This window comes from Anaerobutyricum hallii (genome assembly GCF_900209925.1).
GTDB classification, from domain to species: domain Bacteria; phylum Bacillota; class Clostridia; order Lachnospirales; family Lachnospiraceae; genus Anaerobutyricum; species Anaerobutyricum soehngenii.
On sequence record NZ_LT907978.1, the window covers coordinates 2,290,492 to 2,304,312 of the forward strand.

Annotated in this window: 21 protein-coding genes; all 21 read right to left on the reverse strand. The window is 43.8% G+C overall.

Going from position 1 to position 13,821, the window contains the following annotated elements; translation table 11 throughout:
- Window positions 1-12 precede the first annotated feature (12 nt).
- On the reverse strand, window positions 13-378 hold the full coding sequence (locus EHLA_RS10490) for a hypothetical protein (protein WP_096240783.1): 366 nt from the start codon (window positions 376-378) through the stop codon (window positions 13-15).
- Window positions 375-722 carry a phage head closure protein gene (locus EHLA_RS10495; protein WP_157908584.1) on the reverse strand — a complete coding sequence of 116 codons (348 nt, stop codon included), beginning with the start codon at window positions 720-722 and terminating at the stop codon, window positions 375-377. The genes EHLA_RS10490 and EHLA_RS10495 overlap by 4 nt, the downstream gene beginning before the upstream one ends.
- Window positions 719-1,198 (reverse strand): hypothetical protein, encoded by a 480-nt coding sequence (locus tag EHLA_RS10500; protein ID WP_096240785.1) that lies wholly within the window; start codon window positions 1,196-1,198, stop codon window positions 719-721. Before EHLA_RS10500 ends, EHLA_RS10495 begins: the two co-directional genes overlap by 4 nt.
- A 50-nt stretch (window positions 1,199-1,248) precedes the next feature.
- Window positions 1,249-2,169: a hypothetical protein gene (locus EHLA_RS10505; RefSeq protein ID WP_096240786.1), complete on the reverse strand. Its 921-nt coding sequence runs from the start codon at window positions 2,167-2,169 to the stop codon at window positions 1,249-1,251.
- Between the two features lie 12 nt (window positions 2,170-2,181).
- Window positions 2,182-2,766, reverse strand: coding sequence for a hypothetical protein (locus tag EHLA_RS10510; RefSeq protein WP_096240787.1), 585 nt, complete (start codon window positions 2,764-2,766; stop codon window positions 2,182-2,184).
- Window positions 2,767-2,837: 71 nt separating this feature from the next.
- The gene (locus EHLA_RS10515) at window positions 2,838-3,779 is read right to left on the reverse strand and encodes a GH25 family lysozyme (RefSeq protein WP_096240788.1); all 942 of its coding nucleotides are present in this window, start codon (window positions 3,777-3,779) and stop codon (window positions 2,838-2,840) included.
- 9 nt (window positions 3,780-3,788) lie between these two features.
- Window positions 3,789-4,181 (reverse strand): hypothetical protein, encoded by a 393-nt coding sequence (locus EHLA_RS10520; RefSeq protein ID WP_096240789.1) that lies wholly within the window; start codon window positions 4,179-4,181, stop codon window positions 3,789-3,791.
- 4 nt (window positions 4,182-4,185) lie between these two features.
- Window positions 4,186-4,686 (reverse strand): hypothetical protein, encoded by a 501-nt coding sequence (locus EHLA_RS10525; RefSeq protein WP_096240790.1) that lies wholly within the window; start codon window positions 4,684-4,686, stop codon window positions 4,186-4,188.
- Complete coding sequence (locus tag EHLA_RS10530; protein WP_096240791.1) at window positions 4,686-5,093, reverse strand: HK97-gp10 family putative phage morphogenesis protein; 408 nt, start codon at window positions 5,091-5,093, stop codon at window positions 4,686-4,688. Before EHLA_RS10530 ends, EHLA_RS10525 begins: the two co-directional genes overlap by 1 nt.
- A complete protein-coding gene (locus EHLA_RS10535) occupies window positions 5,093-6,085 on the reverse strand; it encodes a phage minor head protein (protein WP_096240792.1) in 993 nt (330 codons plus the stop codon). Before EHLA_RS10535 ends, EHLA_RS10530 begins: the two co-directional genes overlap by 1 nt.
- Window positions 6,086-6,087: 2 nt before the next feature.
- The gene (locus EHLA_RS10540) at window positions 6,088-7,446 is read right to left on the reverse strand and encodes a phage portal protein (RefSeq protein WP_096240793.1); all 1,359 of its coding nucleotides are present in this window, start codon (window positions 7,444-7,446) and stop codon (window positions 6,088-6,090) included.
- Window positions 7,447-7,451: 5 nt separating this feature from the next.
- Window positions 7,452-8,666: a PBSX family phage terminase large subunit gene (locus EHLA_RS10545; protein WP_330400047.1), complete on the reverse strand. Its 1,215-nt coding sequence runs from the start codon at window positions 8,664-8,666 to the stop codon at window positions 7,452-7,454.
- Window positions 8,644-9,054 carry a helix-turn-helix domain-containing protein gene (locus tag EHLA_RS10550; protein ID WP_242970719.1) on the reverse strand — a complete coding sequence of 137 codons (411 nt, stop codon included), beginning with the start codon at window positions 9,052-9,054 and terminating at the stop codon, window positions 8,644-8,646. The genes EHLA_RS10545 and EHLA_RS10550 overlap by 23 nt, the downstream gene beginning before the upstream one ends.
- Window positions 9,055-9,494: 440 nt before the next feature.
- Window positions 9,495-9,797 carry a helix-turn-helix domain-containing protein gene (locus tag EHLA_RS10555; RefSeq protein WP_096240796.1) on the reverse strand — a complete coding sequence of 101 codons (303 nt, stop codon included), beginning with the start codon at window positions 9,795-9,797 and terminating at the stop codon, window positions 9,495-9,497.
- Window positions 9,790-11,199 carry a DNA (cytosine-5-)-methyltransferase gene (gene dcm, locus EHLA_RS10560; protein WP_096240797.1) on the reverse strand — a complete coding sequence of 470 codons (1,410 nt, stop codon included), beginning with the start codon at window positions 11,197-11,199 and terminating at the stop codon, window positions 9,790-9,792. Before dcm ends, EHLA_RS10555 begins: the two co-directional genes overlap by 8 nt.
- An 8-nt stretch (window positions 11,200-11,207) precedes the next feature.
- The gene (locus EHLA_RS16270; protein ID WP_157908586.1) at window positions 11,208-11,369 is read right to left on the reverse strand and encodes a hypothetical protein; all 162 of its coding nucleotides are present in this window, start codon (window positions 11,367-11,369) and stop codon (window positions 11,208-11,210) included.
- Window positions 11,366-11,674 (reverse strand): hypothetical protein, encoded by a 309-nt coding sequence (locus EHLA_RS10565; protein ID WP_096240798.1) that lies wholly within the window; start codon window positions 11,672-11,674, stop codon window positions 11,366-11,368. The genes EHLA_RS16270 and EHLA_RS10565 overlap by 4 nt, the downstream gene beginning before the upstream one ends.
- Window positions 11,675-11,771: 97 nt before the next feature.
- Window positions 11,772-11,936 (reverse strand): hypothetical protein, encoded by a 165-nt coding sequence (locus tag EHLA_RS16275; protein ID WP_157908587.1) that lies wholly within the window; start codon window positions 11,934-11,936, stop codon window positions 11,772-11,774.
- Window positions 11,936-12,277 (reverse strand): DUF1064 domain-containing protein, encoded by a 342-nt coding sequence (locus EHLA_RS10570; RefSeq protein WP_096240799.1) that lies wholly within the window; start codon window positions 12,275-12,277, stop codon window positions 11,936-11,938. The genes EHLA_RS16275 and EHLA_RS10570 overlap by 1 nt, the downstream gene beginning before the upstream one ends.
- Before the next feature lie 276 nt (window positions 12,278-12,553).
- Window positions 12,554-13,258, reverse strand: a complete 705-nt coding sequence (locus tag EHLA_RS10580; protein ID WP_096240801.1) for a hypothetical protein — start codon at window positions 13,256-13,258, stop codon at window positions 12,554-12,556.
- The gene (locus tag EHLA_RS10585) at window positions 13,255-13,821 is read right to left on the reverse strand and encodes a hypothetical protein (RefSeq protein WP_096240802.1); all 567 of its coding nucleotides are present in this window, start codon (window positions 13,819-13,821) and stop codon (window positions 13,255-13,257) included. Before EHLA_RS10585 ends, EHLA_RS10580 begins: the two co-directional genes overlap by 4 nt.

Genomic DNA, 13,821 nt, shown 5'->3' on the forward strand with positions numbered 1-13,821 from the left:
TTGCTCACCTCATTAAATAGTTATAAATTGCATAGTTATTACTGTGTATCTGCGTACTATTGACGAGTCAGCTTCATCGACTAAAGGAGTCCAAGGCTGGTCTTGCGACAGAAAAATGATTCCATCATCGCACTTGACCGTAGTACCCCCTTGCAACCTGCCGCTGATTTCTTTTGCCTTTTTGTTTGGAATTGCCTCTGATTCTGTGTGGTACCATACGTTTATAGTGCTGGCGGCGGCTGCGCCTGTCCACCAGTTTGCTATAATTGGCTCATATGTAATAAAAGGGAAAGCGGTATCCTCCGGCACTCTGTTAGACGGATATGCAGTTATGCCAAAGGATGACCAGAATTGATATAGTGCCGCTGTTGGGGTCATGACGTTAACTCCCACTTCTCCGCCATGACCTGTGCTATGTCTAAATTAGACGACGCAGGGGTTTCTTTTTCTCCTGCATTTGATGTAACTCTAAAAATTTTCCCGTCTTTTGTTTTTAATACATCATGATAGCCTAGTTTTACTGTTTTAGCTGTAGTGATTGTATATGTTGCTGTTACACCCTCTTTTTCCGCCACTCTGGCAGACATAGAGGTATCTCGGACTATTGCCGCCTGTATTTTAGCGCCTTCCACCCACTCGGTGATAAATCCACCCTCGCCGTCAGAAGTGCGCTTTTTATCCATGAGTATGCAATCTTGTAAAAACTCGTTAATCAAACTCATGCCATTTTCCTCCATGGATTCAGCCGCGCTCTAAACGCATCTTGCCACGTGTAGGCCTCACCCTTACTGTTTGTTGCCCTGCTATACGAATAGCCGCCAAATGACTCTGATTGATACGCCCCCTGATTGCCGTTTTTTGCCTGCCACTCGCTGATTTCATCCACCAGTGACAAGAACGGTTTGGGGATAGCCAGCGGAACCACCACGCCGTCAAACGTCTCCTCTTGTAACGGGGCAGTATCGCCTTTGCGATACTGGTAAACCCCGTCATTAAAAACAGAACCGCTGATTAAATAGTATTGCCCGTCCTGCAAAGGGAGACGAATCGCAGTGCCAGAATAACGTAGGTCTTTGGTGTCTGCTGTCGCATCTATATGCGTGTCAAAAATCCACTCCCCGATTGTTATTTTGCCTGTGATTGCCGCCCCTTTGACTGGGAAAAAATTGTGAATGTGATTCATGATTTCGTAAAGCACTCAATCATCCCCTTTTATTTTACATTCGAACTTGTTTCCGAAACGGTGCTTCATACTGTCGGAATATTTTCTGTAGTTCCGACAGTAACTACGCAAACACCGTCAAGGTATTCTGCCCACAGTTTCATCCCCATAATGGCGTATGTTTCGCCTGTGGCGTTTGTATAGTTGCCGCCTGCGTGGAATCCAATCAGATTTGTTTCGCCAGATGTTGTGTAGTCCAGACCAAGCTTTTTAAAATCACTATCACCGGGATCTATATAATATAAATCAATATTTTCCACAGGCGTTGCGATGACGGTTTTTGCCGGGATGTAGTCGTCAGGGAGGAGGAACAGTGTGGAGAAGCCAAAAAAGTCTTTGATATACTGCAAACCAAACATCGTCTGTACAGTAATCTCTTTATCACCTAACCAGTCATAAAAATCCATTACATTTGCAAATCCTACGACTTCGGTTACATTTCTGTTCATTCCTGCGAATTTATTGAGTACAGCCCCCTTTGCAATCGCCAGTGCTTTCTGCCATTTTTTCTGTGTTCCTTTTAATGTTCCTGTTTTTAAAAATGTGTAAAAATCTTTTAAAACCTTGTTCTGCAGTTCAACCATAAAGGCATCATCTGTCTTTTCGATCGCGACCGCTGCGCCCCATTTTGACACAGACTCAAGAGTTAAAGATTTAGCGTATTTTTCTACGACAATATCTTCTCTTTTGCTTTCTACGACCTTAAACTGTGTAAAAGGGATTGCTTCTCCCTCACCCACACTTGCGCCGCCCTGTAAGGCTTCGTCTTTCATCTGCGCCTCGTAGGTTACTAAGCTGGTGCCCGGCTCTTTTCTAATAGGTCTAAAGATTCCCAAGATGGTTCTTAATGCATCCCAATTTTTGTCAAACCTTGTTACAAAATCAATTTCTCTCGCTTTGAGAGCGCTATCTGTATTTAATACAGTACTAGTGGTTATTCCTGGCATTGTCTACTCCTTTCAAAATCCAAAAAGTTCGTGATTTTCCGCAATCGCTTTCTGACGTTCGCCCGCATCCTTAATTTCCATGATTTCTTTCTTGGTCATTTTCCCCGGTTCTCCTCCCGGTGGGTTCGATACGTTAGCGCCATGAGTCGTTTCGGTTGTAATATAGTCGGCATACGCTTCTTTGATGCCTTTTTCTACCTCTGTTGCATTCTCAAGTTTGCCGTCAGTTCCGATTTTTAAATTATCAATAGTCTCTTTTGATGCTTTTAATGCAAGGTTAATTACTTTACTGGACACGCCGGAATCTTCAAGCATCTTTTTGTATGCGGCTTCTTTCGCATTGTACGATGCCTTCTTGTCCTGTTCGGCCTTGTAGCCTTCAAAATCTGCGTGTTCCTTCTCGTACTTGCCTTTCCAATCATCCTTTTCGTAGTCCTCCAATTTTTTCTGGAGGTCTGGAACTTTCTCTGCGTCCTCTTTGTATTTAGTGATCTCGCCTTTTAAACCTGTAACGGTTGCAGAGTGTTCTTCGATGATCGCGGAAATCTGTTCATCTGTAAGTGTCATGCTCTTTAAAAAAGCTCTTGTTAATGCCATTTGATTACTCCTTTTCTTCGAGGGATTTCTTTCCCTAAATGACTTTATATGTAAATCGCAGTACTTCGCGATTACTTTCTAAATGTTTTTGCGGCTTTAAGGGATTTTGCCCCAAATTTGCCGTCAATTTTTAATTTACATTTCGACTGGAAAATGCTAACCGCATCTTCTGTCTTTTCGCCGTATTTGCCGTCAGTATCTAATTTCGAGCCGATAGCCCAGTTTAAAAACTTCTGCAATTTTTCAATTTCCCATCCTGCACTTTTTAGCACTGTAATGCCGTCTAAAAATGTGTAATAGCCTCTTGGCGGCAATTTAGGGAATTTCCCGGTGTATTTACCTTTTTTTGCTGTTTCTTCCTTCTGTGCCGTCACCGAGAAGTCATGATACAAAATATTTAAATCAAAATTTCCGCCGTTGCCGGTTGAAACCTTGGTCGGGAATACGCCAGAGCTGGTATACTGCCATGCCATAAGGTCAGGCACGTTTGTAGGCTTATAAGATTTGTTTGGTGTCGCTTTAAACGCCATGCGGTTATAGCCTTTGTAATAACGTGCAATCCACCAGTTTTTACAGTTAACTTTGTTTTTATCAATATGCTCCGAAAAATACGACATCCCGGTGTAAACACCAAATTTATAGCCCCTTGACTCAACGACAGTCTGTGCCGCATTGATAATCTCAGCAATCTTTGCTTTGCTTAGCCTTGCCTGCACTTTGTCCTCGATGTCAAACCAAACGCCGTATTTAAAATGTTTCTTGCTAACTTTATCGAGGATGTCACAAACAAGCTTCATATCGGATTTGGCTTTCGCCGTTGTGGTTGCGTATGTGTAGTTATACGCGCCCCATGGGATACCTAATTTCTCACACTTTTTATAGTTCTCCTCAAACTTTTTATCCTTGCCTAAATCTTTGCGGATAATCTTAATGATTGCACCATCACAACCGTATTTCTTTACTTTTTTCCAGTCGATTGTGCCGTTGTATACCGATACATCAATAATTTTCATCTCAGCCTCCTATTTCTTGTTTGTAATTGTAAACGGTACAATAGATTCTGGAATATAATTTACTTCGTACTTATATTTGTTTACCTTTGCGCCGCCTAAATCTTCAATCACATACATAGAGTCCCTGTTTAAACCAATGATCTGTTTCTTGTAAGTCCCGTCTTCCATTTCGCAGATTAAGCTAATTTTCTTGCTATCGGAGGCATCTAAAGAAAAGGCTCCTACTACTTCGAACTCTACTTTGTCCGTTCTTGTGTTGATAACTGCAAATCTTCTTAAGACATTAAAGTTATCCGCTTCTTGTGAGACATTATTGGATACCTGACTTGCTTCTGTACACCCCACTAATGCTCCTGTGGCTAACATTACTGCTGTTGCTACTACTAAAATCTTCTTTTTCATTCCGTCACCCTTTCCATCTCAACACGTATAAAAGCTTCTGATTTTCATTGATAACTCTGTGTATTTTTTTATATGTTCCGCCTGCTTTTTTAGTATTTGTGCTAGCCTTTCCGGCGTCCCACCACACCATTTTATTGCTCTCGTTTATTCCTGCGAAAATATTGGTGTGCAGGCGGTAAAAGCAAATGTCTCCCGGTTTTAATTTGTTTTTATAATCCCGTGGTAATTTATTTACTTTTATCAATCTATATCGTTTTGATATAGCTGCTTTTGTTCCTGCGCCCTTATAGACAACTCTTCCGTTCCTGTTGCAATAAAACAGTTGTCCCGGTTTGAGGATGCCTAATTGCTGTAGGCAATAGCATACATACGATGCACAATTACTTACCTTTTTCTTCTTTGCACCCGCCCAGCTATTCGCCACGCCTTGAGAGTATTTAAATTTTTTATCAACAAAATACTCTGCTGTTTCTTTTGCTTTGACGAGTAAAGACAATCTGTCCATTATCCCATCGCTCCTTTTAATTCGTCCGCAATAATTGCTGTGTATTCTTTTGCGTAATTTGCCGCCGCCGGTTTTAAATACGGCTGTGCCCTCTGACCGTTTGTGATGTGCCATTGTCCCTTATCATCCTGATAAGTCCATGGGGTCTTTCGTCCTCCCTTGTAATACACGCCAGTTCCCAGTTCCACATAGGCGGCATATTCTTCGTTACTTCCTATTATCTCTGTGAGATTTTCCAAGTCAGTCCGATGCGTAATACTGTTTCTCAACGCGCCCGTATCGACCGGACAAAGGTCTTTTGCGTGCCCCTCTGCGGCGGCTCCTGCTTGCTCTAATGCTCTTGCGAGTGCCATGGTGGTCTTGAGTATTACTTCGTCCACATGGCTCACAACATCAATATCCGCCATTATATTCGCCCCCTTTGCGTTGCTAACCATTCGTAGTAGGTCATGTCCTCTACGACTTCGCTCCTGCCTGTCTTTGGGTTTCTGACGCGTATCATTCGCGGTTGTTCCAGTTCGGCGGGTAGTGCAGTCCGTTGCGTACAGCGGCAGTTATAAACTTCTGCCGGGATTCCGCTTGGGTCTCCCGGATACATGAGACCGTTGGAGTAAGCCATGTTAAACGGCACTTCCTCACCGTCTAGTGCCCTGTGACTGTCTCGTGTCCTCAAGTCTTTTGTCGCTGTCCAATGCTTAACTACATCAATCCCCATCTGGTAGGCTTCCTCGTATGCCGCCTGCCTGCCTCCATTCTGCGCCCCTGTGAACGCTGTGCGGGCGTTTCGGATTGCGGCAGTATGATTCATACCTGTAACGTCCTGAAATCGCCCTGCGAGCTTTTTTATGCTGTCACCCTGTAATATTCCTTGCAGTAGTGCATTTTGCAATTTCTTCTTGTTCCAGTGCACATCCTTGCTTTTCAGTACCCTACGCGGTGGAAGAATCTTCTGCTTTTTGACCGTCAGCCGTTTAACTGTGTGCTCGTCAACCAAATTAAACGCAATATCTCCAATCTCTTTTATCTGTCTATCAGGCACAAGAGATTTAATCATATATGCCTCAAAGTTATGATTAATGGCAATCACAAGAGGGGTCTTCTCATTGATGTATGCCGCGGCAATCTCATTTGACTCTGTCAGGCGCCGCGCCATGTCATCACGGAGTGCTTCCCACCTCTGCCCTCTGCCATACTGATTCATTAGCCATGCTTCAAATTCTTTCTTGGTGTACTTCCCTGCCTGGTATGCCGCATATTCTTTAGCGTATCGCCTGGAGAATTGTTTAAAATAGTTTCTCGCTTTGCCGTCAAGCTCTTTTTCAGCCTGCTTATATACGTCTGCTAACCGTTTTTCTAGCTTTTGTAGCTCCTGTTCTGTCCACTTGTCGGATGGATACATAGTTATTCATCCCCTTCCGGGTTATCTTCCGGCGTATCGGGTTCAATCGGCTCCGTGTAGCGGTTATATGATTCTTCGTCCAGCTTTGCCAAAATGTCCGGCACTTCCTCCGGTGCGACAAACGGTAATTTTTTCAGAATGGTTTCTTCGTCCAGATAATTAGCCGCCTCAAGAATCATATCTGTACGCTCTTTCTCGTTGCTGATTCTGTTCCGCTTAAATTGTGGTTCGTCATCAATCCCCGCAAGCTCCAGAATCTTCTCAATCGCATCGCCCACAAAGTACTCAAAATCATCTGCATTATCATCTAGTGGCTGGTATGCGGCGTCGATATGATCATTTGTTGCTCCGGCGGCTATGGTGTGTACATCCAGCGCCCCGAAGTCCTCATAAATTTCTGACCGCATCTGCGTGAGAAACTCTTTTCTGGCCGCATATGGCGGTTCTTGCGTGTATGCCTGTACCTGCCCTTCCTCAGCCTTTGCGATGTGCTGAAACTTGAGCCGGTCCCTGAATTCCGCCAGTTCGTCGTCTGTCATACCGTCAGCGTTAGAAATGAGCCAATACATCTGCGCGCAGTCGTCTAGATCATTAGCAAAACCACTTTGTACCGCATCGTAAGCATCAATCTTTGACTGCATCCCCCTTAGCGTGCTTATATGCCTTTTATTGCCAAACATCGGTACAATAGGGAGACTGCTATAATTTTCTTCTCCGATAATTTCGGGTTCCAAATTGTTTGCAGTCTCAATTATCTGTCTGTATGCCCGTTTGGGAGCGGTCTCTTTTAATTCCCCAAATTTGCTTTCTGCGCTGTAGGTTGTATATCCATCTACTTCGTACAGCACAACCTTAAATGGTTTTTGTTCGTCCAACTGCCAGAATCGTATGCCCGCCATCAACGCCCCTGTGTCCTCGTCCCACATTGGGGCGAACTGCGTAAAAGGAAATTCGTGCACGTGGTCCACATTCCAGAAGAGGAAGGACTGGCCATGAATTAATGCATTGTACGCTGCCTCTTTGATTCTTCTGTCAAACTGTTTGCCCAGTTTGTCTTTGACACTCATGTCATTAAAAAAGACGCCATTTCCCAGACTGTACGAACAGCGCTGTGTATTTAATTTGTGGAAGAAATTAGAGCAGATCTGTGCGTTTGAGGAGAAATTATCTATCTTTTTTTGACCTAGCAGAGTGTAATAAACGCGTTGAAATTGCAAGATAGTCTCATTTTCCTGTGCGTCATACTTGTCCGCCCTTAATGCCTCTTTGTATGCTCCTGTACTCTCGTGGAATTTTATAAACTGATTTATAAATTGCCCTTTGTCTTTTGCGGCAATGAAATCTTGATATGATAAATACATTGTTATTACCCTAAAATTGATTTGTATTGTCTTGTTCGGCTGCGCTTGACGAGTTTTAATGTTTTTACAAAATACCTGATAGCATCCATCGCGTGATCTGACTGTTTTATAACTGCGTCCCTTCCCTTGTCAGCCGCTGTTGGGTCCCATGCATAGATACCAAACTCCTCAATCGTGTGTGTGCAAGACGGGTCAAACGATAATTTGTCTTGTGTCAACATCGTCTCAACGTCTGCTATCCCATCGTTAACAGTGTTATCTGCTTTTTTGACTTTATGCCCTTTGCTACGTAACTCCACGATGAGAGCGGTAGCGGATGGGTCAACGATCACTAAATCATCTTTCTGCCCGCTTAGCGTGTCCTCTAGTCCTTTTACTAGCGCACTGACTGTCTTCATGCGGTTGTTCTCCCTGCCTGAATAGTAGTACTCTTTTATGCAGTGCCAGTTGCCGGTATCTACTCTTTTCTGCCAGATGAGAAAGACGGTAGGGTTCTGCATACCAAAATCACTGCTCACAATTATCTCTCCGCTGGTCTTTGCTTTGCAGACGTGCCTTTCCTCTGAAAACATATCGTACACAGGCCCTTCTGCCACTGCCCATTTGCCCAGTATGTAGCGTTGATACCTGTGTGTCCCTGAGTACTCCTTTATTAACTCGTCCACTACCGCCGGAGGCAGGCAGCCATCGTGTATGTTGTACGCCTGTTGGAATATATCTGCATCGGAATCCAGAAAGCCCTTAAACCAATGTTTCGGCCCCGCCGGGTTGCACGTCCCGTCAAAATGACTGTGCGACGTCCTGAGACGAGATTTTAACATCTCGAAAACTTCTTGATTCCACGTTGTCAGCTCATCGCCGTAAGCATACTCAATCGTTGCCCCCTGTATTCTTGCAACGTGCTTTTTGTTATCAGCGCCTATCGCATATACCTTTTTGCCAAATAGCTGTACTGTGTTGTCGCTCCGTATCTCGCCAACTAACTCCTCGCCCCATATCTCTCGCATGGGGTCAAGTATGTTACGTTGTAGTGTGCCTCTGGTGTTTCCCAACATCACAGCCAACCCTAATCCTTTTAGATGTGTCAGGCGTTGAGGAATTACGACCGCGTAGTCAACAAAGGATTTCCCGGAGCCTGTCGCCCCGGTCTTTACATTCCAACGATGGTTGCAGCCTTGCAGGTATTCTGCCTGCTTGCTAGTCAATGGCACTATCGACACCCCCAAGGATTTCAATAGCTTTTGCTAGTACTTTATCGCTTGCGCTCTCTGACTGTGGCTTATCACGCCACTGTTCTGGCTTCCTGTTCTTTAGCCAAAATATTTGCGCTGTTGTATCTGGTGGAATGTGCTTCTTTGTTACTTTTCGCTCCGTCATTACTCCGCCTTCGTACTTTTCGCTCGTCTCTTTGTAGCTGTACCCTAGTGCCCGTTGTAACAGGCTTTTTTCCACCTGCCTGTCTACAACATCTTTCCCCTTTTTTAAGGTGTCGGCTAAAATTGGAAATTTTTTCTTCCATGTATACAAGGTATCTGGGTTAATACCGATGTTTGCCGCGATCTCTTTGTCTGTGCATCCATCCCGCGCCCATCCCTCTATTTTTAGCAACCCTTCTTTGGTCAGCCACTCTTGATATTTACTTATCCCATTTTGGGGTCACCTCCTAAATACAACCATAACCCCGTAATGAATTGTTTACGGGGTTATATGAAAGAAAAGAAAATATGAAAAAAAACGTTTGCACCAGTTGCATAATGCAACCAAACACAAGTATAAGGAATTGCACCTTAACAGCCGCCGGGGTCTAATAAGCGACTGGTCCCTAAACACTTGTAAATCCCGCAACCCGTATGGGACGCAAGGCACCGTGGGATAGGCGTCTTGCGTACTCTCTTTTACGCGGGTGAGAGTTTACACTTTTACCACAAGATAGAGGAGGCTATGTCTCACAAAAAGTTACCAGACTCGTCCGTACAAGTGTATTGTACGGCATTTTTTAAGCCACGTTAGACAAACATAAAAAAAGAGAGGGAGATAATTTCCCCTCTCTAATATCCCGCATATTCACCAGCCAAATTGGCGAAAGCACTGAGCCATCTGCGTATAGTCATTTCTGCATATCCAAGCTTATCCGCCGCCCCTGCTATCGTGTATCTATCTTCAAAATATACCAGCTGTACGGCTTTCATTCTGTCCTCACCGTTGTCCATCCCCTCTGTCTGCTTTATCGCCTTGTTAATAGCGTACATCCACAAGGCCGACTGAGCTGTGTTTTCTGCAATCAGTTTGTCTGGGTATTTTTTTACCTGCTTTACTGCGTGTCCGTACCAATCGTGTTTGGGGTTACTCATTTTTTATCCTTTCTGCAATAGCTCTTATTACATTTACAGTTACGCCGTTTCCTGCTTGTTTGTATAATTGACTATCTGAATTTACAAACTCGGCCTTTTTAAAATAATCATCGGTCCACCCTTGTAGTCTAAAACATTCTAACGGCGTTAGTCTTCTGATTGCTATGTAACATTGATATTTTTCATACCAGACCGCATACGCAACTAGTTCTTCCGATACCTGAATGAAGATTCCCTGATTACAACTCGTGTCGAGTGTGTTGGCGATTTCTTGTCCGACTCTTCCTCTTCTTGTTTTACTTCCTGGAACTGATAAATTCACGCTATCAATGCCTACTCTACACTCGGAATAGCCTTGCTTTGTTGCTTTGGCTACTTTTATGCCCTGCGAATCAATAACTCCAATCGGTTCAATCGCCACTCCGTGTCTATCCTGTCCAGTAAGTGTAAACATCGGCTCACCATCTTCTTTGAATCTCCGTCCATTCTGACGCTTTTCTGCTCGGTCTGGTGTTAATACCGGAATTGCAATACCACTATTTTGCGCTTTATACGTTCCATATCCTTTTTGGTATCTCGCTTGCAAGCATCTAGCAACGCTAGTTGTTTCTGTTCCACTATTGCACAAATCTATAAAACACGGCAATGCTACATGATGCCCTCTCCCACCACCTTGACCAGTATCAAGAGCTTCTGTAATTCCATCAGGTGCAAATACCTGCGTATTTCTTCTGTAACCGTCCCTGTGGCCTATTATTTGAATACTATTTTCTCCGTCTGCTCTTTCGACAGGAAATACTTTTGCGGTACTTCTCCCTCTAAGATGCCCGATAATGAAGCACCTTTCTCGGTTCTGTGGCACTCCAAAATCTCTGGAGTTGAGCACTTGCCATTCTGCATCATACCCCCCCTGTTCCATTTCAATGAGCAATCGGGCGAAATCCCATCCCCCATTAACACTAAGCAAATTTTTAACGTTCTCAATGAAAAGGTAAGCGGGTTTATCTTCTTCTTTGAGCTGTCCGATAAGGTACATAACTCTGAAAAACAAGCTTGAACGGTTTCCTTGAAATCCAAGTTGTTTTCCTGCAACTGAGATGTCTTGACATGGGAATCCAAAACACCAGCAATCTGCTTTTGGAATGTCTCCGGCATATACTCTTCTAATGTCATTTGCGTACCATTCTCCATTCCTGTATTCCTCCTTCAATATTTCTTTTCTCCGTTGCTTTAAAGGCATTTCATTTAAATATTCTCTTTGTTCTGGCGTAAGCAGGTGCATTGATGTGTAACTTGCGGTTGCAAATTTATCGAATTCGCAAAACCCGACGCATTCATGCCCCACTAATTCCATGCCTCTGCGGAATCCTCCGATTCCGGCAAAAAAATCAATAAACTTCATTTTCTCTCCTAAATATGCTCATGTGGTTCGACCGGTTCCCAGTGTTTTTCAGCTTCCTGCTCAACCAATCGGTTATACCGCTCCACAAATTCGTCCTCGCTTATATTACCTTGCATGAATTTTTCTGATATGCTCATGTAGGTGTCTGGTTTTGTTGTGCCATCGTTCATTTATGCCTCCTTATTCTTTCGCACGCTTTCGTCCATTCCCTCGCAAATCTCTTTTCCGCCAAGTCGCTTGGGAAAAACTTTGTTTTTTTGTTTTTGTTTCCTCTGTTTCTCAACTCCCTTTCTACGGCTTCAATTTTCCCCTTTGATTTGGGTATTTTGCGTAGTTCGGTCATTGCTTCCCTTAGTTCCTGTTCTGTGCATTCCACCAAGAATGCGGCTCGTTCAAGGCTTGGTATTTCATATAGTTTTTTCGCTACTTTGTTTTGTATTTTATCAAAATCTTCATCTTTCAGACCGTATGGCATTTTCTTCCCTTTCCCCTCCGGAATAAATCCGGAGGAATCAATGGCATATAGCTCCACATGGAACCGTTAACGTGTTGCGTGTAATATGTATCTATCCTTAACCCTTGGAGGGTGTCCAGCTTTTCCATCTGCATGGTACAATGTTTAGCAAACTGCATACATATTCTTCTGCAAAAATACAGTTTTCGCAATATTCATGCTGGTTGCAATATTTTTTGAGCGTTTCCGCCGCTTTTCTTGCTTCTGAATCCGTTTTTTCCATCACTCCACCTCTTTGATCGTGATACCGTACCTCTCAAGCATCAGCTTTCTCTTGATGATATATTCCGGATTTTTTCTTGTGCGTGGGGATTTTACGTCCTCGACAACAATCTTGCCCTCTTTGTCTGTGTAGCGGAAATCTGCTGTATATGATACAGGGCGTTCTGTAGTGCCATCCTCTCGTTTCTGGCTACCTACAAGGATGTATCTCGGCTGTCGCTCTAATCCTGTAATTTCTCCCGCTTCTTGCATCGCCGCCAGCTCTAAATAGCGATGCATTTCTCTCTTGCTGTCAAACTTTCCGGCTGTCGTAAAAATCTTTTTATTTCTGAACTTATTCACAGATAATTCCTCCCAAATGTTTTGATAAATTCTTCCCTCGTTCCGTTGTTCTCCTCCCAATACTTCTGCGCCAGCTCTTTGAGATACCTGTCTAGCGGTCCGTTGGGATTGCGATGTATCGCCTCGCCGCCGTTGGTATGATGATTCAAACACAAATAAACTGTGAAGCCATACTTTTCGGCTTGTTTTCTGTTGCTACTGCCATATAAGACGTGATGTCTATGCAGATTTCTAGTCGTTTTGCAGAAAAAACACTCTTTTTTCGTTTGTAGTACGCTATTCATCGCCAGAATCCTCGCTTGCAAAATGATATTCCATTAAATCGGCAATCATTAGGTATTCTTTTGCTATTTTTCCGCTTCGTGTTTCTTTTACCTGTTTTCTAAATCCTTCTAAATCTCCATGGAAGCACCCACAATTAACCATTATTTTTTTATTTTTGCTCCTGTAAAAAGTTGTGCAGCGGAATTTTGTCCCGAATCCCTGTACTAATGTATAATCTGCATTGTCACGCACCTCTGCATCTCCGGACACCTTTGCATTGTCGGAAACCCACGCATCGCCGCGCACCCATGCATTGCCGGAAACCCACGCATCGCCGCGCACCCATGCATTGTCGGAAACCCACGCATTGTCACGCACCTCTGCATCTCCGGAAACCTCTGCATTGCCGCGCACCCATGCATTGTCGGAAACCCACGCATCGCCGCGCACCCATGCATTGCCGGAAACCTTTGCATTGTCACGCACCTTTGCATTGTCGGAAACCCACGCATTGTCACGCACCTCTGCATCTCCGGAAACCTCTGCATTGCCGGAAACCCACGCATCGCCGTCTTGCGATACATTTTCTTCTTTCTCTACGTATCCGCCAAGCTCTCCGGCTTTCACGTCTCCAAAATCAATTAATGCCTTAATTCTAAATAATTTTTTTCCATCTACGTTTGTAATAGTTTCTGTTGTTAATTCAAATTTTTTCATTTCTCTTCTTCCTTTCTTGGCTTCCATTTTCCTATTATTTGTTCCAGCTCTCTTGGTGTTAGCGTTTCAATTCCTAAGTCTCCCGCTTCTTGCATCGTGCCTTTGATTAGCTCGCTCATTTCCCGGCTGTCGTAGGTATGTGAGCCTCTCATGAGCCTGTAAAACACTACCTCTTTGCCTTTTTCTAGCCGCCGTCCGATCGCAACTGTGTGAACGTCCTCTTTTTTGTACATGATGTCGGTTGGGACGTTAGTTTTTAAAACTGCTATGTCTCCTTTTATCAACTCCGGCTGTCCGTATCTGCCTATCATCAAATTTTTAGCTTCTGCCTTGCTCGTTCCGGCTTTCTCCGCTATTTTGGTGACCAGGACGTGGAAATAGGCGTTTGCCGACAGGCTTCTTTTCTTGCGGAACGGTTTAATTATTATGGACAATTTTTCCAACTTTTTCAGTTCGTCCACGCCCTTTATAAACCGCTCCGCCTCGTTGATTTCCAGGGTAACTGTTATCTTTTTGCTAAAATAATCCACCGCTAAGTTTTTTATTTTTCCAGTTAGATCCAT

What these genes read in the sequence shown, in the direction of transcription:
- EHLA_RS10490 (WP_096240783.1), bottom strand. Translation starts at nt 378, where the DNA reads ATGACCCCAACAGCGGCACTATATCAATTCTGGTCATCCTTTGGCATA.
- EHLA_RS10495 (WP_157908584.1), bottom strand. Translation starts at nt 722, where the DNA reads ATGAGTTTGATTAACGAGTTTTTACAAGATTGCATACTCATGGATAAA.
- EHLA_RS10505 (WP_096240786.1), bottom strand. Translation starts at nt 2,169, where the DNA reads ATGCCAGGAATAACCACTAGTACTGTATTAAATACAGATAGCGCTCTC.
- EHLA_RS10510 (WP_096240787.1), bottom strand. Translation starts at nt 2,766, where the DNA reads ATGGCATTAACAAGAGCTTTTTTAAAGAGCATGACACTTACAGATGAA.
- EHLA_RS10515 (WP_096240788.1), bottom strand. Translation starts at nt 3,779, where the DNA reads ATGAAAATTATTGATGTATCGGTATACAACGGCACAATCGACTGGAAA.
- EHLA_RS10520 (WP_096240789.1), bottom strand. Translation starts at nt 4,181, where the DNA reads ATGAAAAAGAAGATTTTAGTAGTAGCAACAGCAGTAATGTTAGCCACA.
- EHLA_RS10525 (WP_096240790.1), bottom strand. Translation starts at nt 4,686, where the DNA reads ATGGACAGATTGTCTTTACTCGTCAAAGCAAAAGAAACAGCAGAGTAT.
- EHLA_RS10530 (WP_096240791.1), bottom strand. Translation starts at nt 5,093, where the DNA reads ATGGCGGATATTGATGTTGTGAGCCATGTGGACGAAGTAATACTCAAG.
- EHLA_RS10535 (WP_096240792.1), bottom strand. Translation starts at nt 6,085, where the DNA reads ATGTATCCATCCGACAAGTGGACAGAACAGGAGCTACAAAAGCTAGAA.
- EHLA_RS10540 (WP_096240793.1), bottom strand. Translation starts at nt 7,446, where the DNA reads ATGTATTTATCATATCAAGATTTCATTGCCGCAAAAGACAAAGGGCAA.
- EHLA_RS10555 (WP_096240796.1), bottom strand. Translation starts at nt 9,797, where the DNA reads ATGAGTAACCCCAAACACGATTGGTACGGACACGCAGTAAAGCAGGTA.
- dcm (WP_096240797.1), bottom strand. Translation starts at nt 11,199, where the DNA reads ATGAAGTTTATTGATTTTTTTGCCGGAATCGGAGGATTCCGCAGAGGC.
- EHLA_RS16270 (WP_157908586.1), bottom strand. Translation starts at nt 11,369, where the DNA reads ATGAACGATGGCACAACAAAACCAGACACCTACATGAGCATATCAGAA.
- EHLA_RS10565 (WP_096240798.1), bottom strand. Translation starts at nt 11,674, where the DNA reads ATGCCATACGGTCTGAAAGATGAAGATTTTGATAAAATACAAAACAAA.
- EHLA_RS16275 (WP_157908587.1), bottom strand. Translation starts at nt 11,936, where the DNA reads ATGGAAAAAACGGATTCAGAAGCAAGAAAAGCGGCGGAAACGCTCAAA.
- EHLA_RS10580 (WP_096240801.1), bottom strand. Translation starts at nt 13,258, where the DNA reads ATGAAAAAATTTGAATTAACAACAGAAACTATTACAAACGTAGATGGA.
- EHLA_RS10585 (WP_096240802.1), bottom strand. Translation starts at nt 13,821, where the DNA reads ATGGATCTAACTGGAAAAATAAAAAACTTAGCGGTGGATTATTTTAGC.